The organism is Streptomyces sp. TLI_55 (genome assembly GCF_900206255.1).
Classification (GTDB): Bacteria; Actinomycetota; Actinomycetes; order Streptomycetales; family Streptomycetaceae; genus Streptomyces; species Streptomyces aquilus.
Genome location: NZ_OAOJ01000001.1, coordinates 3,679,690 through 3,698,260, shown reverse-complemented (window position 1 = coordinate 3,698,260; position 18,571 = coordinate 3,679,690). Strand labels below are relative to the sequence as shown.

The following is an 18,571-nucleotide window of genomic DNA, read 5'->3' as shown; positions in this document are numbered from 1 at the left end:
CGGGGCCCGTACCTCGATGTCCGTGCACAGCCACACGGCAGCTCACGACGCTGCCACTCCTGAGTTCCCGCGTCATGTGGTGACCGCGGTCCTCGTCTCGCATGACGGCGCCCGCTGGCTGCCCGACGCGCTCGCCGGGCTGCTCGGCCAGGAGCGCCCCGTCCAGTTCGCCATGGCCGCCGACACCGGCAGCGCCGACACCTCCGCGCAGCTGGTCACCGACGCCCTCGGCGCCGACCGGGTGCTGCATCTCGCGCGCCGCACCGGCTTCGGCCAGGCCGTCGAGGAGGCCAACCGCACCGCGCCCGTCCTCACCCCGGACGAACTGCCGTACCTGAAGCGGCCCAGCGGCTGGGACCCGGTCACGCGCACCTGGCGCGACGACGCCTACGACCTGCCCGAGCTGCCGCACGGCGAGCCGGTCCAGTGGCTGTGGCTGCTGCACGACGACTGCGCCCCCGAACCCGACGCCCTCGCCCAGCTGCTGCGCGTCGTCGACCAGGAACTGGAGCTCGGCCGCGACGACGTGGCGGTCGTCGGCCCCAAGCTCCGCGGCTGGTACGACAAACGGCAGCTCCTGGAGGTCGGCGTCACCATCGCCCACTCCGGACGCCGCTGGACCGGCCTCGACCGCCGCGAACAGGACCAGGGCCAGCACGACCACGTCCGGCCCGTCCTCTCCGTCTCCACCGCCGGCATGCTCGTGCGGCGCGACGTCTTCGAGGAACTCGGCGGCTTCGACCGGCACCTGCCCCTGATGCGTGACGACGTCGACCTGTGCTGGCGCGCCACCGCCGCCGGCCACCGCGTCCTGATCGCCCCCGAGGCGGTCGTACGGCACGCGGAGGCGGCCTCGCGCGAGCGCCGCGCCGTCGACTGCGTGGGCCGCACCGCGGCCTCCCCGCACAAGGTCGACAAGGCGGGCGCCGCCTACACCCTGCTCGTCAACAGCCGTACGGCCGTGCTGCCCTGGGTGCTGATCCGGCTCGTCGTCGGCACCGTGCTCAGGACGGTCGCCTATCTCGTCGGCAAGGTCCCCGGACAGGCCCTCGACGAGATCCGCGGTCTGCTCGGCACCCTGCTGCGGCCCGAGCGGATCATCGCCGGGCGCCGCAGGCGCGGCACCTCGGTGGTCGACAAGGACGAGCTGCGCCCGCTGTTCCCGCCGCCCGGCGCGACCGTGCGGGCCACCGTCGAGCAGGCCGCCGGCAGCTTCTTCGGCAGCTCCGACCCCGAGGCGACCTCGGGCGCCGGACGCCATGGCGGCGCGGTCGAGTCCGGGCCCGGCGGCGACGACGCCGACTTCCTGGAGATCGAGCAGTTCGCGCGCGTGAAGCGCATCGCCCGCAAGCCCGGGCCGGTGCTGTTCCTGGTGCTGCTGCTCGTCTCGCTCGTCGCCTGCCGTGAACTCCTCGGCGGCGGCGCGCTCACGGGCGGCGCCCTGCTGCCCGCCCCGGCCGACTCCGCCGAGCTGTGGTCCCGTTACCTCGACGCCTGGCACGGCGTGGGCGCCGGCGGCACCTCCTCCGCGCCGCCCTACCTGGCGATCGTGGCGATGCTCGCCTCCGTGCTGTTCGGCTCGACCGGGCTCGCGGTCACCGTCCTGCTCGTCTGCTCGGTGCCGCTGGCCGGCTTCACCGCGTACTTCGCCTCCCGGCCCTTGGTCGAGTCGCGGCTGCTGCGCGCGTGGGCGGCCGTCGTCTACGCCTTCCTGCCCGCCGCCACCGGTGCCCTCGCCGGCGGCCGCCTCGGCACCGCCGTCCTGGCGATCCTGCTGCCGCTCATCGCGCGCGCGGGCATCGCCGCCAGCGGCCTCGCGATCACGTCCGACGCGCGCGGCAGCTGGCGCGCCACCTGGGCGTACGCCCTGCTCCTGACGATCACCACCGCGTTCACGCCGATCGTCTGGCCGATCGCGCTGCTGCTCGGACTCGGCGTGCTGGCCGTGCGCCGCACCGACATCACCGCCTACGGCCTGCGCTTCCTGGCCCAGCTCGGCACCCCGCTGCTGATCCTCGCGCCCTGGTCGCTGACCCTCCTCCCGTTCGGCTTCTTCGAGGAGGCCGGTCTGGAGTACGGCTCCTCGGCCGCCTCCGCCACCGACCTGCTCGGCGCCAGCCCCGGCGGCCCCGGCACGGTCAGCGGACTGATGCTGATCGGCGTCGTCCTGGCCGCGCTGGCCGCCCTGCTGCGCTCGGAGCGCCAGTCCGGCATCTGGACGGCCTGGGCGGTCGCCCTCGTGGGCCTCGTCTTCGCCGTCCTGTCCAACAACTCCACCTGGGCGGGCCCCGCCACCCTCGTCTACGGCCTCGCCCTCCTGGCCGCCGCCGTGCTCGGCGCCGACGGCGCCCGCGCGCGGGTGGCCGAGCAGAGCTTCGGCTGGCGCCAGCCGGTCGCCGCGCTGATCGCCTTCGCCGCCGCGGCGGGCCCGCTGCTCGTCGCCGCCGGCTGGATGATCGGCGGCGCCGACGGCCCCCTGGAGCGCCGCGACCCGGTGCAGGTGCCCGCGTTCGTCGCCGAGGACGGCAACAACCGCGACCGGGCCCGCACCCTCGTACTCGACAGCGACTCCGCCGCCCACGTCGGCTACATGCTGGTCCGCGGCTCGGGCGCCCGCCTCGGCGACGCCGAACTCGCCGCCGCGAGCGGTGAGAACACCGCGCTCGACAAGGTCGTCGCCAACCTCGTCGCCGGCTCCGGCGCCGACCAGGCCGACCAGCTCGGCAAGTTCGCGGTGCGCTACGTCCTCGTCCACAAGGGCGCCTCGCGCGAGGTGACCCGCGTCCTGGACGCCACCCCGGGCCTGTCCCGGCTGAGCCAGCAGCACGGCAGCGCCCTGTGGCGCGTCGACCAGGACGTCGCCCGCGCCACCATCGTCGGCGGCTCCGGCGCCCCGACGCTCGTCGCCGCGGGACCCGTCGAGATCCACACCACGATCCCGTCCGGCGCCGACGGCCGCACCCTGCGCCTCGCCGACACCGCCGCCGAGGGCTGGACGGCCACCCTGGACGGCAGGCCGCTCACCCCGACCACGGTCGACGGCTGGGCCCAGGGCTTCGAACTCCCCGCCTCCGGCGGCAAGCTCGACGTCGTCTACGACGAACCGATCACCCACACCGCCTGGCTGTGGACCCAGGGCGCCCTCGCCGTCGTCCTCGTGGTGCTGGCCCTGCCCGGCCGCCGCCGCGACATCGACGACGACCTCCCCGAGGAGGAGCGGGCGATCCCCGCCCAGGCAACCGACGGCGAGGGCCGCCGCGCCCGCCGCCTCCGCGCCCAGGCCGAGGAAGCCGCCCAGGGCGACGACCCCACGTCTCCTCCTTCGGAGGAGACCCCGGTCCCGGTCCCCCAGCAGCAGTCCTACGGCGACTGGGACCAGTCGGCCTACCAGGGCGCCGGCTACGACGCCTACGCCAATGACCAGTACCAGCCCGCCCAGCAGTACCCGACGGGCGGCTACGACCAGCAGGGCTACGCGGACCCGTACCAGGGCGGCCAGTACGACCCGTACGCCTACGGAGGCCAGGCGCAGCAACCGTCGTACGACCAGTACGGGCAGCCGTACGACCAGGGTTACGACGCGACGTACGACCCGGCGCAGCCGCACCAGCACGGCGGCGAGCGTCCCGACGGGAGCCAGCAGTGAACCGCACGACCGTGTCCCTGATCGCCTGTGCGACCGCTCTCGCCGCCGTCACCGGCTTCGCCTCGCTCAGTGCGCCCGACGCGTCCGGCACGGACACCGCCAAGGCGGCCGCCGAGCTGCCCGTGGAGCGCACCAGCCTGCTCTGCCCGAGCCCCAGCCTCTCCGACATCGCCGACACGTCCTACACGTCGTTCACGCCCGTCACCAAGGGCACGGGCAGCGACGGCAAGGCCGAACTCGTCACCACGGCAAAGGAGTCGGAGAGCGGCGACAAGAAGACCGGCGGCAAGAAAGCCGGCGACAAGAAGGCCGACAAGCCGGTCCTCTCCGCCAAGGAGCCCGGCACGCCCGACACCGAGGACACCTCCGGCGGCGACTCGCCGGCGCTCATCGGCACCGCCGAGGGCCGGTTCGCGCCCGGCTGGACCGTGCAGGAGACCACCGAGGTCGCCGCGGGCACCGGACGCGGCCTCCAGGGCGTCAACTGCTCCGCCGCCGACACCGCGTTCTGGTTCCCCGGCGCCAGCACCGCCGCCGACCGCACCGACTACGTGCACCTGACCAACCCCGACGACTCCGCGGCCGTCGTCGACATCGAGCTGTACGGCAAGGACGGCGCCGTGGCGACCACGGCCGGCGAGGACATCACCGTCCCGCCGAGGTCCAGCGAGCCGATCCTGCTGTCCACCCTCACCGGCGAGAAGCAGACCAACCTCACCGTGCACGTCAACGTCCGCAGCGGCCGCGTCGGCGCCGCCGTGCAGGCCCTCGACGACAAGATCGGCGGCGACTGGCTGGCCGCGTCCACGGACCCGGCGGGCAGCCTGGTCCTGCCGGGCATCCCCAAGGACGCCACCGCCGTGCGCCTGGTCGCCTTCGCGCCCGGCGACGAGGACGCCGACCTGAAGGTGCGCCTCGCCTCGCCGTCCGGATCGATCACCCCGGCCGGCAACGAGACGCTGCACGTCAAGGCGGGCATGACCACCGCGGTCGACCTGGGCGCCGTCACGCGCGGAGAGGCCGGTTCGCTGGTCCTGACGCCGACCGGCGACTCCGTGCCGGTGGTGGCCGCGCTGCGGGTCACCCGCGGCAAGGGCGACAAGCAGGAGACGGCGTTCATCCCGGCCACCCGCCCGGTCGGCACTCGCGCGACGGCCGCCGACAACAGCGCCAAGGGCACCACCCTGTCCCTCGTGGCGCCCAGCGGCACCGCGCAGGTCAAGGTGACCGCGTCGGCGGGCAGCGACGGCGGCACGGCGGCCTCGAAGACGTACACGATCAAGGGCGGCACCACCCAGGACGTCGAACTTCCCCAGCCGAGCGGCCTGAAGGGCACGTACGCGCTGACGGTGGAGCCGGTCTCGGGCGGCCCGGTCTACGCGGCCCGGACCCTGGCGGCGACCGAGGACGGCATCCCCGGCTTCACGGTGCAGACGCTGCCGGACGACCGGGGGATGGTCGCGGTGCCGGAGGCGGACGAGGACCTGTCGGTGCTGCAGAAGTAAGCCCGTAAGGGCGCTTCAGTGCTGCAGAAGTAGCCGCAGGGGCGCTTCTCAGTCCCCTCAGTCCTCGCCGTAGCGCGGGTCGACCGTCTCCGGTGTCAGCCCGAGGAGTTCGGCGACCTGCTCGACGACGACCTCGTGCACCAGGGCCGCGCGCTCGTCGCGGCCCTTGGTGCGGATCTCCACCGGGCGGCGGTAGATCACCACGCGCGCGGGGCGTCCCTCGCGCGCGGCGATCGTGCCGCCCAGAGGGACCGCCTCGTCGTTGAAGCTCCGGCCGTCGAGGTGCGGCACCTCCAGCACGAGGAAGTCGATGTCGGCGAGCTGCGGCCAGCGCCGCTCCAGCCGCTCCACGGAGTCCTGCACCAGATCCGCGAACGCCTCGGCACGGCTCGCCGCGAGCGGGACCTGGGGCGGCGCGATGGGGCCGCGCATGCCCCGGCCGTGGCGATCACGTCGGCGGGGCCCGGGGCCGGCGGCACGGGGCGGTACGGGGTTGTCCATCACTGGTGAAGCGTAGTCCCCGGCGAGGCCTGGTGCCCGGGGCCCACGCGGGGCCCGGGGGCTCTTCGGCCACCTCGCACGGCATGTCGCCGGATGACCATTCCAGCCAAGGTTGGGCTCGATTCCATATCTCTCCGAGACCGGCGATCTCATCTCAATTGACCTTGTTTGTACGGAGTGATGACCGGAGCCGATGTCGTTCGAGATCTCGGCAAGCGGTGTCCGTGCAGGTCAGCAAGGTGTGCCCAAAGGGGCGTGTGGGGCGTTTCACACCACGACACGGTGGAGTGACCTCAGGGAGAGTCGTCGCGGCCCGCTCAAGAGTGCGGTACCGTCCAACGTCGTGAGCCCTGTACGTCGCTGTTCGCGCACCGCTTGCGGCCGCCCCGCCGTCGCGACGCTGACGTACGTCTACGCCGACTCGACCGCGGTCCTCGGCCCGCTCGCCACCTACGCCGAACCCCACTGCTACGACCTGTGTGCCGAGCACTCCGAGCGCCTCACCGCCCCGCGCGGCTGGGAGGTCGTCCGACTGCTCGACGGTTCGGCCCCCGCCCGCCCCAGCGGCGACGACCTGGAAGCGCTTGCCAACGCGGTCCGCGAGGCGGCCCGCCCGCAGGAGCGCGCCGCCCAGGCCGGTGGCGGGCGACGCTCGGCGGACCCGATGGAGGTCGCGCGGCGCGGGCATCTGCGGGTGCTGCGCTCGCCGGACAACTGACCTCCCGGTCGGCAACCACCCCTTTTTCGTGTGCATTTGACGCACGTTCCACGTCGGGATGCTGTCCTGACCTGAGGTTACGTTCTTGGGTCCACTCAGCGGACGGACGGCGGGCTGTCGGTGGCTGCGGGTAGTTTGAGGCGACCGACAGGACTTTTGGAGGGGTTAGGCAGTGGCTGCTGATCTGTCACAGCTCGTGAAGGCTTACGACGTACGCGGGGTCGTTCCCGACCAGTGGGACGAGACGCTCGCCGAGCTCTTCGGAGCCGCCTTCGTGCAGGTGGTCGACGCGAGCGCGATCGTGATCGGCCACGACATGCGGCCCTCGTCCCCGGGCCTGTCGCGGGCCTTCGCGCGCGGAGCCGCCGCCCAGGGCGTCGACGTGACCGAGATCGGCCTCTGCTCCACCGACCAGCTGTACTACGCCTCCGGCGCGCTGAACCTGCCCGGCGCCATGTTCACGGCCTCGCACAACCCCGCGCAGTACAACGGCATCAAGCTGTGCCGCGCGGGCGCCGCCCCGGTCGGCCAGGACACCGGGCTCGCCGAGATCCGCGAACTGGCCGAGCGCTGGACCGACACGGGCGCCCCGGCCCCGGCGGGAACGCAGGGCACGATCACACAGCGCGAGACGCTGGACGACTACGCGGCGCACCTGCGGGGCCTGGTCGACCTGACCTCGATCCGCCCCCTGAAGGTCGTCGTCGACGCGGGCAACGGCATGGGCGGGCACACGGTCCCGACGGTCTTCGCGGGCCTCCCCCTCGACCTCGTCCCGATGTACTTCGAGCTGGACGGCACGTTCCCGAACCACGAGGCGAACCCCCTCGACCCGGCGAACCTCGTGGACCTGCAGAAGCGCGTCCGCGAAGAGTCCGCCGACCTCGGCATCGCCTTCGACGGCGACGCCGACCGCTGCTTCGTCGTCGACGAGCACGGCGACCCGGTCTCCCCGTCGGCCATCACCGCCCTGGTGGCCGCGCGCGAGCTGGCCAGGAACGGCGGCGCGGGCGTGATCATCCACAACCTGATCACGTCCTGGTCGGTCCCGGAGGTCGTCAAGGAGAACGGCGGCACCCCGGTCCGCACGCGCGTGGGCCACTCCTTCATCAAGGCCGAGATGGCGAAGTCCGGCGCGATCTTCGGCGGCGAGCACTCCGCGCACTACTACTTCAAGGACTTCTGGAACGCCGACACCGGCATGCTGGCCGCCCTCCACGTCCTCGCCGCCCTCGGGGGCCAGGACGGCCCGCTGTCCGGCCTCGTGGCCGCGTACGACCGCTACACGGGCTCCGGCGAGATCAACTCCACGGTCGCCGACCAGGCGGACCGCCTCGCCGCGATCCGCTCCGCGTACGAGGGCCAGGAGGGCGTCACGCTCGACAACCTCGACGGCCTCACGATCACGACCGCCGACTGGTGGTTCAACGTCCGCCCCTCCAACACGGAGCCCCTGTTGCGCCTGAACGCGGAGGCGAAGGACGAGGCGACGATGACGAAGGTCCGGGACGAGGTGTTGGCGATCATCAGGGCGTGAGGTCGGTGGGGTGCTGTGGCGCGTGTCCTCACGTAGCTGCGGGCAGTCGTGCCGCAGGGCGGCACGGGTGGGCGCAGCGGCACCCCGCAAGCGCGGGCAAGCGAAACCCCGCTACCCGCACATCACGCCGCCCAGCACCAGACCCCGGTTATCCACAACCCCGGCACCCACCTCCCACCGGCGGTACGCTGACCAGGCACATCCGCGCAAGCAGCCGTACCACCCCCGAAGGGAACCCCTCATGCCGCTCGAAGCCGGCCTCCTGGAGATCCTCGCCTGCCCGGCCTGCCACGCCCCTCTCAAGGAGCAGGACGCCGAGCTGATCTGCACCGGCCAGGACTGCGGCCTGGCGTACCCGGTCCGCGACGGCATCCCCGTCCTCCTCGTCGACGAGGCCCGCCGCCCCGCGTAGCCCCGCGCCCGACGGGGCCGCGCGCGTAACCGACGAACCCGGCGATCGGAGGAGTCTCCCGCCCATGCTCGACGAATCGCTGCTCGACACCCCAGAGGCGCTCTCGGAGGCCGACCGCCGCGGCCTGCTGCGCGGCGCCGCCGAGGCAGGCGCCCGCGTCCGCACCGCGGCCCGGCACGCCGCCGAGGCCGGTGTCCACGACCTCAAGCCCGACGGCCGCCCCCGCGCGGTCCTCATCGCGGGCCCCGGCGCCGCCGCCATCTGCGTCGCCGACCTCCTCGGCACGCTCGCCGGCCCCGGCAGCCCCGTCATCCGCCTCGCCCCCACCGGCGTCGCCCCCGCCGCGGGCGCCCTGCGCTGGGAGCTCCCCGGCTGGACCGGCTCGGTCGACCTGCTCCTGATTGCCACCCCGGACGGCACCGAACCGGGCCTGTCCCTCCTCGCCGACCAGGCCTACCGCCGCGGCTGCACGGTCGTCGCGGTGGCCCCCGCCGCCACCCCGCTCACCGAAGCGGTCGAGGGCGCCCACGGCCTCTTCGTACCGCTCGCGACGGCCCCGTACGAACAGGACGAACAGCAGCTCACCGCGTCCGCCCCGGGCGTCCTGTGGGCGCTGCTCACCCCGCTCCTCGCGATCCTCGACCGCACCGGCCTGCTCGCCGCCGCGCCGGACGTCCTGGAGAAGGTCGCCGACCGGCTCGACCACATCGCCGAACGCTGCGGGCCCGCCATCGCGACATACAGCAATCCGGCGAAGACCCTCGCCGCCGAGCTCGCCGACGCGCTCCCGGTGATCTGGACGGAGGGCGTCTCGGCCGGTCCGGCGGGCCGCCGTTTCGCCGCCGCGCTCGCCGAGCTCTCCGGCCGTCCCGCCCTGGTCGCCGAGCTGCCCGAGGCGCTCGCCGCCCACAGCGCCCTGCTCGCCGGACCGCTGGCCGCCAGCGCCGACCCCGACGACTTCTTCCGCGACCGCGTGGAGGAGCCTCCCGCGCTCCACGCGCGCGTGGTGCTGCTCCGCGACCGCCCCCTCGGCGGCCTCACCGCCGCGCCCGCCGCCCGCGACCTGGCGCTGAGTCACGACACCCCGATCAGCGAGCTGGAACCGGAGGAAGGCGCCGAACTGGAGACCCTCGCGGAACTGATCGCCATCACGGATTTCGCCGCGGTTTACCTGGCGCTCGCCTCCGGAGCCTGATCATGCCCGGGACACCCGGACCGTCGTACGGATCGACCCACGGACCGACGTACGGGACGCCCTGACCGTCGTACAGAAAGAACCCGATGGACCGCCTCGACAACACCATCCGCCCCTACGCCTGGGGTTCCACCACCGCCATCCCCGAGCTCCTGGGCGTCGCGCCGAGCGGCGAGCCGCAGGCGGAGATGTGGATGGGCGCCCACCCCGGCGCGCCCTCGCGCACCGCGCGCGGCACCCTCGTCGAGGTCATCGAGGCCGACCCGGAAGGGGAGTTGGGCGCGGCGGCCGTCGGGAAGTTCGGCCCGCGGCTGCCCTTCCTGCTGAAGATCCTCGCCGCGGGCGCCCCGCTCTCCCTCCAGGTGCACCCCAACCTCGCGCAGGCGAAGGAGGGTTACGAGGACGAGGAGCGCCGCGGCATCCCCGTGGACGCCGGGCACCGCAACTACAAGGACGCCAACCACAAGCCCGAACTCATCTGCGCGCTCACCGAGTTCGACGGCCTGTGCGGCTTCCGCGACCCGAACCAGGCCGCCGCGCTGCTGGCCGGCCTCGGCGTCGACTCCCTCAAGCCGTACGTCGACCTGCTGCACGCCCACCCCGAGGACGCCGCCCTGCGCGAGGTCCTCACGGCCGTCCTCAGCGCCGACCCCGAGGAGATGGCCCGTACGGTCACGGAAGCGGCCACCGCCTGCGCGCGCCTCGGTGGCGAGTACGCGCCGTACGCGGACATCGCCCACCACTACCCGGGCGACCCGGGCGTCATCGCGGCCATGCTGCTGAACTTCGTCCGGCTCCAGCCCGGCGAGGCCCTCTTCCTCGGCGCCGGCATCCCGCACGCCTACCTCAGCGGCCTCGGCGTCGAGATCATGGCCAACTCCGACAACGTCCTGCGCTGCGGCCTGACCCCCAAGCACGTCGACGTCCCCGAACTCCTGCGCATCGTCCGCTTCGAGGCCGCCGACCCCGGTGTGCTGCGCCCGGAGGCCTCCCCCGACGGCGAGGAGGTCTACGAGACCCCCATCGACGAGTTCCGGCTGTCGCGCTACGTCCTCCCCGAGGGCGGCGCCGCCCACGACCTGACCCGCGCCACCCCGCAGATCCTGCTCTGCACGGCCGGCTCGATCCGGGCGGGGGAACACGAGCTGAGCCCCGGTCAGTCGGTGTTCGTCCCGGCGGGCGAGAAGGCCGAGGTGTCCGGGGCGGGCACGGTCTTCCGGGCAACTGTGATCGTATGACCGGGGCTGTGGGCACCTGACGAGGTGACACCCGGCGAGGCTGCAACAATGGCCCACCGGCAAAGCACGGGCAAAGGCGGAAAGGGCCGCCGCGCCCGGCACGGCGTACGAAGGGACAACGCGAACTCATGAGCGCGTCAGGCGGCACCAAGGCGATCGTGGCGGCACTCGGCGCCAACCTCGCGATCGCGGCATCGAAGTTCGTGGCGTTCGCGTTCAGCGGTTCCTCGTCGATGCTCGCCGAGGGCGTCCACTCGCTCGCCGACTCCGGCAACCAGTTCCTGCTCCTCCTCGGCGGCAAGAAGGCCCAGCGCGAGGCCACCCCGCAGCACCCGTTCGGCTACGGCCGCGAGCGCTACATCTACGCCTTCCTCGTCTCCATCGTCCTGTTCTCGGTCGGCGGCATGTTCGCCATCTACGAGGGCTACGAGAAGATCAAGCACCCGCACGAGGTCGAGCACTGGTACTGGCCGGTCGGCGTCCTCGTCTTCGCGATCATCGCCGAGGGCTTCTCCTTCAAGACGGCCATCAAGGAGTCGAACGAACTGCGCGGCACGCTGTCCTGGTCGCAGTTCATCCGCCGCGCCAAGGCGCCCGAACTGCCCGTCGTCCTCCTGGAGGACTTCGGCGCGCTCATCGGTCTCGTCCTCGCCCTCGGCGGCGTCGGCCTGGCCCTGCTCACCGGCGACGGCGTCTGGGACGGCATCGGCACCCTCTGCATCGGCATCCTGCTCATCCTGATCGCGCTCGTCCTGGCCGCCGAGACCAAGTCCCTGCTGCTCGGCGAGGCCGCGGGCGCCGACGAGGTCAAGAAGATCGAGACGGCGATCGTCGACGGCGACACCGTCACGGGCATCATCCACATGCGCACGCTCCACCTCGGCCCGGAGGAGCTCCTGGTCGCCGCCAAGATCGCCGTCCAGCACGACGACACGGCCACCGAGGTGGCCAACGCCATCAACGCGGCCGAGGCCCGCATCCGCGAGGCCGTCCCGATCGCCCGGGTCATCTACCTGGAGCCGGACATCTACAGCGAGGCCGAGGCCGCCAAGGGCCCCGACCGCGAGGCCACACCCGGGGGCCCGGCCCAGCAGCCCACGGCCGGACACTGACGACCAAGGGCCCGCCGGATCCCGGCGGGCCCTCAGTCACTCCTCGCTCCTCACACCTGCATCGCCCACGGCGGCGCAGGCGGCACAGCGGCCCGCGCCCTGCGCCGTACGACGAGGGCGGCGATCCCCAGCCCGACACCCACCAGCACCAGCACCGCACCGGCGATGATCGCCGCGCCCAGCACCCCTGGCGCGGTGTAGCCGTCGAGGACCCGCCCCTTGATCGCGGAAGCCGGGAGCGTCCCACCGTGGTCGGCCAGGAACGCCCGTGAGTCCGCGGCGCTCGAGCGATGATCGCCCAGCAGAAACAGCCGCCCCTCGGGCACCCGCACGTCGTAAGGCATGGGGAACCCGCCGTACACGTCCCCGTCCTTCAGGTAGGGCTCCTCCAGCGGCTTCCCGTTCACGGTGATGCGGGCCCCCGGCCCGTCCCCCGTGCAGCACTTCACCCGGTCACCGCCCACACCGATGACCCGCTGCATCACCAGACCGTCGCTGTGGTACCGGTCCGGCGCCGAGAGCATCACGACATCCCCGCGCCGCACCTCGCTCGCGTCGACCCGCTCGTACATCACCCGGTCGCCCGGCCCGTACGTCGGCGTCATGCTCTCGCTCGACACAGTGGCGGCACCGAACGCGTGCCGCGTATAGCCGACACCCCCCAACGCCAACAGCAGTCCCACGAGCCCCACCACGATGGCTGCGATCCCCAGCCCTCGCCCCTTGCCGGACATTGCGTTCCTCTCCTTGCGGCCCCTCCGCGCGCGCAGAGCGTAGCGGGCGTCTGTGAAGGGGAGGTGCCAGGGTGACAAGGGCAGGGAGGGCATGGAGCGACGGTCAACCGACCTCGCGCAACACCTCGAGCACCGCCGACTCGTCGACCGCGGCCGAGAGGCGCTCCCGGAACCCGGTGTCCATCAGCTTCCGCGACAGCAGCGCCAGAATCCGCAGATGCTCGTCCCCGGCCGCCGCCTCCGGCACCGCGATCATGAACACCAGCTTCGCCCGCGTACCGTCCAGGGACCCCCACTCGATCCCCTCCGCGGACCGCGCGAACCCGACGACGGGCGCGGTCACCGCATCCGTCTTGGCATGCGGGATCGCGATCTCCTCACCGAGCCCCGTCGTGCCCTGCTCCTCCCGCCGCAACGCGGTCGCCACGAGCTCGTCCACATCCGCGACCTTGCCGCTCCGCGCCAGCAGCCCGGCCATCTCACGAATGGCGGCCTCCTTGTCGCCCGCACCGAGTCCGACGCTCACGGTCTCCTCGGTGAGATACCCGGAGAGCACCTCGGCATCGACCGAAGCGGCGGGCTCGACCGACTCAGCAGGCTGGACCGAAGCAGCGGGCTCGGCCGGCGCGGCAGACGAGGTGGTCGGCGCCGGCGCTGCGGCCACGCTCCTCTGCGCCACCACGCCGACGGCGCCCGGCGCCACGCCCGCGCCCACCAACACCGGTTCGTGCCCGGCCACCGCTGTCCCGACGCCCGGCTTCCCGCGCCGCCTCCGCTCGCTCAGGTCGACGAGAGCCACCGTGCTCAGCGCGGTGACGACCGTGCCGATCACGACCGCCACGAAGAACATCGGCACCCCGCTCACCGCGCCCAGCACCGCCACGATCGGCCCGCCGTGCGGCACCGCGTCCTCGACCCCGGCGACCCCGGCGATCGCACCGGCCACCGCGCCACCGAGCATGTTGGCCGGAATGACCTGCGTCGGCCGCGCCGCCGCGAACGGGATCGCGCCCTCGGAGATGCCGAAGCAGCCCATGAAGAGCGAGGCGAGCCCGGTCTCCCGTTCCTGCTCGGTGTAGAGCCGCCTGCGGATCAGCGTCGCGAGCCCCTGGCCCAGCGGCATCACCGGGATCGCGGCGGCACACATCCCCATGACCGTCTGGTTGCCGGTCGCGATGAGGCCCGCGCCGAAGAGGAACGCCGTCTTGTTGACCGGCCCGCCCATGTCGAACGCGATCATCAGCCCGAGGATCGCGCCGAGCAGGATCGCGCTGGTGCCCGTCATGCCGCTGAGCCAGTCGGTCAGGTGCTCGAACACCCAGGAGATCGGTTTCCCGAGGACGTAGATGAAGAACAGCCCGAGCGCCGTGGTCGCCACGATCGGGATCACGATGATCGGCATGATCGGCTGCACGAACTTCGGGACCTTGACCTTCTTGATCCACAGCACCAGATACCCGGCGAGGAAGCCGGTCACGATGGCCCCGATGAACCCGGCGCCCGCTTTGGAGTCGTAGAGCGAACCGGTGTTGGCTATCCAGCCGCCGATCATGCCGGGCACGAGAGCGGGGCGGTCGCCGATGGCGTACGCGATGTATCCGGACAGGATCGGCACCATCAGCGTGAAGCCGATGACGCCGATGTTGTTCACGTCCATCCAGAAGGAGTCCTTCGGGATGACCAGACCGCCGGACGGGTCCGTGTGCCCGCCGAGCGAGAGCGAGATCGCGATCAGCAGCCCGCCGACCACCACGAACGGGATCATGTAACTGACCCCGTTCATCAGTGCCTTGTACCCGACGCTGCGTTCCTTGCCGCCGGACGACGACGCCACCGCCGCCGCTCCGCCGGGCTCGTGCACCGGCGCCGACCGCACCCGCTCGATCAGCCGCTCGGGATGGTGGATGCCCTCCGCCACCCCGACCTTGAGGACCCGCTTGCCGGCGAAACGGCTCAGGTCCACGTCCTTGTCCGCGGCGACGATGATGCCGTCCGCGGTGGTGACATCGTTGTCGTCGAGGACGTTTTCGGCCCCGATCGATCCCTGCGTCTCCACCTTCATGTCGATGCCGCGGCTCTCGGCGGCCTGCTGCAACTTCTCCGCCGCCATGTACGTGTGTGCGATACCGGTCGGACACGCGGTCACCGCGAGCAGCCTCACCCTCTGCTGCTCGCTGCTGCCACTGCCCGTGGGGGGAGGGCCGGCCGGACTGGTCACGTCGATCTCCTAACGCCTTTGTCACACGGAACGCCGTCCCGGACGCCCCGCGGGATCGATCAGCTGGTCCCGATCTCTTCGCATCCTTCACCACGCACCGGCGGACCCGAAGAAGCAAAAGTCCCTGTTCGCCCCTGTCTGTCGGCCCCTACTCCGGCGATCGTGGGTGTCCTGTTATCGCTGTCCCGTCCACCGCTTCCCATGCCTGAGCATTCCTTGAACGACGCCATGGGATCGGAGGAGGACTGGGGGCGGCCGGTCGTACCGGTGTAGCTTGGGACGGAGCCAGACGTCGCTGCTGATGGCGGTCGGTCGGTCCCACCGCGGACCGGCCGAGGGAGAGAGGGCCTCCGACGGACTGCGCTGCGCGCACGCGGGCATGCCTGTGTCCTCTTTCGGGCACCCCTGTGTCCGCCGCCGCGCAGACCAGCCCTACCCACCTCGCCCCAACCTCGAGGAGCAGCTCGCAATGACGACTGTCGACAACCGACAGGACTTCAAGGTCGCCGACCTCTCCCTGGCCGAGTTCGGCCGCAAGGAGATCACCCTCGCCGAGCACGAGATGCCCGGCCTGATGGCGATCCGCAAGGAGTACGCCGAGGCGCAGCCGCTGGCCGGCGCCCGCGTCACCGGCTCCCTGCACATGACCGTGCAGACCGCCGTCCTCATCGAGACCCTGGTCGCCCTGGGCGCGCAGGTCCGCTGGGCCTCCTGCAACATCTTCTCCACCCAGGACCACGCGGCCGCCGCCATCGCCGTCGGCCCGAACGGCACGGTCGACAACCCGCAGGGTGTCCCCGTCTTCGCCTGGAAGGGCGAGACGCTGGAGGAGTACTGGTGGTGCACGGAGCAGGCGCTGACCTGGCCGAACACCCCCACCGGCGGCCCGAACATGATCCTGGACGACGGCGGTGACGCCACTCTCCTCGTCCACAAGGGCGTCGAGTACGAGAAGGACGGCAAGGTCCCCTCGGTCGACACCGCCGAGAACGAGGAGCACCGCGTCATCCTCGAGCTCCTCAACCGCACCATCACCGAGGGCTCCCAGAAGTGGACCCAGCTCGCCTCGGAGATCCGCGGTGTGACCGAGGAGACCACGACCGGTGTCCACCGCCTGTACGAGATGCAGCGCGACGGCCAGCTCCTCTTCCCGGCGATCAACGTGAACGACGCCGTCACCAAGTCGAAGTTCGACAACAAGTACGGCTGCCGCCACTCCCTGATCGACGGCATCAACCGTGCCACCGACGTCCTCATCGGCGGCAAGACCGCGGTCGTCTGCGGCTACGGCGACGTCGGCAAGGGCTGTGCGGAGTCGCTGCGCGGCCAGGGCGCCCGGGTCATCGTCACCGAGATCGACCCGATCTGCGCGCTGCAGGCGGCGATGGACGGCTACCAGGTGACCACGCTGGACGAGGTCGTCGACAAGGCCGACATCTTCATCACCACGACCGGCAACAAGGACATCATCATGGCCTCGGACATGGCCAAGATGAAGCACCAGGCGATCGTCGGCAACATCGGCCACTTCGACAACGAGATCGACATGGCCGGCCTGGCGAAGATCCCCGGCATCGTCAAGGACGAGGTCAAGCCGCAGGTCCACACCTGGAAGTTCCCCGACGGCAAGGTCATCATCGTGCTGTCCGAGGGCCGTCTGCTGAACCTGGGCAACGCGACCGGTCACCCGTCGTTCGTGATGTCCAACTCGTTCGCGGACCAGACGCTGGCCCAGATCGAGCTGTTCACCAAGCAGTCCGAGTACCCGATCGGCGTGTACACGCTGCCCAAGCACCTGGACGAGAAGGTCGCCCGTCTCCACCTGGACGCGCTCGGCGTGAAGCTGACGACGCTCCGCCCGGAGCAGGCCTCCTACATCGGCGTCGAGGTCGACGGCCCGTACAAGCCGGACCACTACCGCTACTGAGCCACCCTCAGCTCAGCAGCAGAACCTCCGAGGCAGGCCCCCGCACCCCCGTGCCGGGGGCCTGCCCCTTTGGCCGCCGTGGCCGGACAGCCCGCGCCGCCACGCCCGGACCAGCCCGTCACAACCCAGGACCCCCATGCCCCGCGGCCGTTATTCGCTCCACGATCCGCACGATCACACCCCCCTCGCAGAAGAACACTTCCACTGCGCCCCCGGCCCCTCCGGCTGGCGCTACGTCTCCCAACTCACCACCCCCGCGGGCGATCACGCGGGCTCCGTCGACCTCGCCCTCGACGAGCTGGGCCGCCCCATCCGGCTGGAACTCCACGCCGCCGCCTGGCAGGTACGCGGAGCTGCCCTCGACGGCGTCACCTGGGTCCGCACCGACCCCACGGGGACGCATGCCACGGAAGGCAATGTCCGCGCCCACGCCTTCACCGGCACGTCCCCCGCGTTCCTCGTCGCCACCGCCCGTCTCCTGCGCCTCACTCCTTCCTCCTCAGCCACCCGCGTACGGCTCGTCGCCTTCACGGATCCGGTCCTCGCCCCGCGCACCGTGGACCAGTCCTGGGCGCTGAGGAAAAGCGAAGCACACGCCACTGACAACGGCCCCCTGACCGTGGACGAATACCAGGTCACAGCCCTGGACACCGGCGAGCAGCACACCGTGCACATCGCCGGCGACGTGGTCCTGTCGGCCCCCGGCATCGAACTCGAAGACCTGGAATCGCCGCCGTCCGTGTTCCCCTGAGACCGAGCCCGGCCGAGAGACGGCGCGAAGCGGCTAGGCGGGGGGAGCGAACCCGGTACGAGGAGCCTCGGGCGACGGCACTCCGCGGGGCTCGGGCTCATGTACGACGGGAGAGTGCGGGGCCGTGACCGCAGGTGGCGAAGGCACCTGGGCAGGCGCAGATGCCTGGGCCGACGAAGGCCCGTACGCCCCGGGCGCCCCGTACGTCCCAGGCGCACCAACCACAGGAGCAGCCACCCCGCCCGCCCCTGCCGGACCGTTCGCGAAGGCCCGCCGTGCCTCCCGGGCCTGCCGCTCCTGCACCACGGCCGCCAGATACGCCGCCGGCGGAACCCCGTACGGGGCCGGAGTGCCCGTGCGCGCGGCGAGATCGGCGGCCAGCCGCTCGGCCATGGCCGAGCCCACCTGCGGATCGAGCTGCTGCATCCGCGCCAGGTACTGACGAATGGCAAGCCACAGCCCGTCGGGAACCGCCGACAGATCAAGCCCGGAGAACCGACCGGCCAACCAGGGCGGCGGGGGAGGCAGAAAACCCGACGGCGAGACAGGGACCCGTTCCCTGACGACGAGAGTCCCCGCGAACACGTCCCCGAGCCGCCGACCCCGCGCAGACACGAGGGAGGCGACACAGGCGACGACCCCGAACGTCAGCAGGATCTCGATCACCCCGATCCCACCCCGCACGAGGGCGTGCCGGAACCGGATCGGCCCGCCGTCGTCCCGCACCACCCGCAGCCCGCACGCCATCTTCCCGAGCGAACGACCGTGGCTGAGCGTCTCGACCGCGATAGGCCCGCCCACCATCACGAGCACGAAGGCGGCGAGAGACACCGCGAACTGCGCCGCCTCGTCCAACGAGGCCGTCGAAGCAACCAGAGCGATGGTCACGACGACATAGGCGACAGCGGCCACCACCAGATCGAGCAGCACGGCCAGCGCCCTGCTCGGCAGCCGCGCGGGACGCAGTTCCAGCGCCACCGCCTCGCCCGTCACCAGCTCACTCACGCCCGCCGTCCTTCCCTGGCCCACCCCGAGAACCGTCAGTCTGCCAAGCTGAAGGCGCATCGCGCGCCAGTA

The 18,571-nt window shown here is 72.0% G+C and carries 14 protein-coding genes; 10 read left to right on the top strand and 4 right to left on the bottom strand.

Annotated elements, in window-relative coordinates; translation table 11 throughout:
• Nucleotides 1-16: 16 nt before the first annotated feature.
• Together CRP56_RS17015 and CRP56_RS17010 are read left to right on the top strand one after the other, a co-directional pair.
• Complete coding sequence (locus CRP56_RS17015; protein ID WP_097264924.1) at nt 17-3,646, top strand: glycosyltransferase family 2 protein; 3,630 nt, start codon at nt 17-19, stop codon at nt 3,644-3,646.
• Nucleotides 3,643-5,151, top strand: coding sequence for a DUF5719 family protein (locus CRP56_RS17010; RefSeq protein WP_097264922.1), 1,509 nt, complete (start codon nt 3,643-3,645; stop codon nt 5,149-5,151). Before CRP56_RS17015 ends, CRP56_RS17010 begins: the two co-directional genes overlap by 4 nt.
• A gap of 57 nt (nt 5,152-5,208) precedes the next feature.
• Here the strand turns inward: CRP56_RS17010 and CRP56_RS17005 are convergent, their stop codons facing one another.
• Nucleotides 5,209-5,652, bottom strand: a complete 444-nt coding sequence (locus CRP56_RS17005; RefSeq protein WP_097264920.1) for a metallopeptidase family protein — start codon at nt 5,650-5,652, stop codon at nt 5,209-5,211.
• A 343-nt stretch (nt 5,653-5,995) separates the two neighbouring features.
• Between CRP56_RS17005 and CRP56_RS17000 the strand changes: the two genes are divergently transcribed.
• The 6 genes from CRP56_RS17000 to CRP56_RS16975 all read left to right on the top strand — a co-directional run bounded on the left by CRP56_RS17000 (nt 5,996) and on the right by CRP56_RS16975 (nt 11,864).
• The gene (locus CRP56_RS17000; protein ID WP_218877978.1) at nt 5,996-6,370 is read left to right on the top strand and encodes a DUF3499 domain-containing protein; all 375 of its coding nucleotides are present in this window, start codon (nt 5,996-5,998) and stop codon (nt 6,368-6,370) included.
• A gap of 172 nt (nt 6,371-6,542) precedes the next feature.
• Complete coding sequence (locus tag CRP56_RS16995; RefSeq protein WP_097264918.1) at nt 6,543-7,907, top strand: phosphomannomutase/phosphoglucomutase; 1,365 nt, start codon at nt 6,543-6,545, stop codon at nt 7,905-7,907.
• Nucleotides 7,908-8,148: 241 nt separating this feature from the next.
• A complete protein-coding gene (locus CRP56_RS16990) occupies nt 8,149-8,319 on the top strand; it encodes a Trm112 family protein (protein ID WP_020940431.1) in 171 nt (56 codons plus the stop codon).
• 64 nt (nt 8,320-8,383) lie between these two features.
• Nucleotides 8,384-9,514, top strand: coding sequence for an SIS domain-containing protein (locus tag CRP56_RS16985; protein WP_097264916.1), 1,131 nt, complete (start codon nt 8,384-8,386; stop codon nt 9,512-9,514).
• An 86-nt stretch (nt 9,515-9,600) separates the two neighbouring features.
• Nucleotides 9,601-10,752, top strand: a complete 1,152-nt coding sequence (manA, locus tag CRP56_RS16980; protein WP_097264914.1) for a mannose-6-phosphate isomerase, class I — start codon at nt 9,601-9,603, stop codon at nt 10,750-10,752.
• Between the two features lie 128 nt (nt 10,753-10,880).
• The gene (locus CRP56_RS16975) at nt 10,881-11,864 is read left to right on the top strand and encodes a cation diffusion facilitator family transporter (RefSeq protein ID WP_097264912.1); all 984 of its coding nucleotides are present in this window, start codon (nt 10,881-10,883) and stop codon (nt 11,862-11,864) included.
• A 50-nt stretch (nt 11,865-11,914) separates the two neighbouring features.
• On the opposite strand, the gene lepB is transcribed toward CRP56_RS16975, so the two are convergent.
• Both lepB and CRP56_RS16965 read right to left on the bottom strand, forming a co-directional pair.
• Nucleotides 11,915-12,598 (bottom strand): signal peptidase I, encoded by a 684-nt coding sequence (lepB, locus tag CRP56_RS16970; protein ID WP_097264910.1) that lies wholly within the window; start codon nt 12,596-12,598, stop codon nt 11,915-11,917.
• Nucleotides 12,599-12,701: 103 nt separating this feature from the next.
• Nucleotides 12,702-14,816: a fructose-specific PTS transporter subunit EIIC gene (locus CRP56_RS16965; RefSeq protein WP_097264908.1), complete on the bottom strand. Its 2,115-nt coding sequence runs from the start codon at nt 14,814-14,816 to the stop codon at nt 12,702-12,704.
• A gap of 469 nt (nt 14,817-15,285) precedes the next feature.
• Between CRP56_RS16965 and ahcY the strand changes: the two genes are divergently transcribed.
• The gene (gene ahcY, locus CRP56_RS16960; protein ID WP_097264906.1) at nt 15,286-16,743 is read left to right on the top strand and encodes an adenosylhomocysteinase; all 1,458 of its coding nucleotides are present in this window, start codon (nt 15,286-15,288) and stop codon (nt 16,741-16,743) included.
• Nucleotides 16,744-16,879: 136 nt separating this feature from the next.
• Complete coding sequence (locus CRP56_RS16955) at nt 16,880-17,494, top strand: hypothetical protein (protein WP_097264904.1); 615 nt, start codon at nt 16,880-16,882, stop codon at nt 17,492-17,494.
• 33 nt (nt 17,495-17,527) lie between these two features.
• Here CRP56_RS16955 and CRP56_RS16950 read toward each other — a convergent pair whose 3' ends face one another.
• A complete protein-coding gene (locus CRP56_RS16950) occupies nt 17,528-18,499 on the bottom strand; it encodes an RDD family protein (protein ID WP_097264901.1) in 972 nt (323 codons plus the stop codon).
• Nucleotides 18,500-18,571 lie beyond the last annotated feature (72 nt).

Bases quoted from the DNA above. Each gene is read 5' to 3' on its own strand.
- CRP56_RS17015 (WP_097264924.1), top strand. From the start codon at position 17: ATGTCCGTGCACAGCCACACGGCAGCTCACGACGCTGCCACTCCTGAG.
- CRP56_RS17005 (WP_097264920.1), bottom strand. From the start codon at position 5,652: ATGGACAACCCCGTACCGCCCCGTGCCGCCGGCCCCGGGCCCCGCCGA.
- CRP56_RS16990 (WP_020940431.1), top strand. From the start codon at position 8,149: ATGCCGCTCGAAGCCGGCCTCCTGGAGATCCTCGCCTGCCCGGCCTGC.
- CRP56_RS16985 (WP_097264916.1), top strand. From the start codon at position 8,384: ATGCTCGACGAATCGCTGCTCGACACCCCAGAGGCGCTCTCGGAGGCC.
- manA (WP_097264914.1), top strand. From the start codon at position 9,601: ATGGACCGCCTCGACAACACCATCCGCCCCTACGCCTGGGGTTCCACC.
- CRP56_RS16975 (WP_097264912.1), top strand. From the start codon at position 10,881: ATGAGCGCGTCAGGCGGCACCAAGGCGATCGTGGCGGCACTCGGCGCC.
- lepB (WP_097264910.1), bottom strand. From the start codon at position 12,598: ATGTCCGGCAAGGGGCGAGGGCTGGGGATCGCAGCCATCGTGGTGGGG.
- ahcY (WP_097264906.1), top strand. From the start codon at position 15,286: ATGACGACTGTCGACAACCGACAGGACTTCAAGGTCGCCGACCTCTCC.
- CRP56_RS16955 (WP_097264904.1), top strand. From the start codon at position 16,880: ATGCCCCGCGGCCGTTATTCGCTCCACGATCCGCACGATCACACCCCC.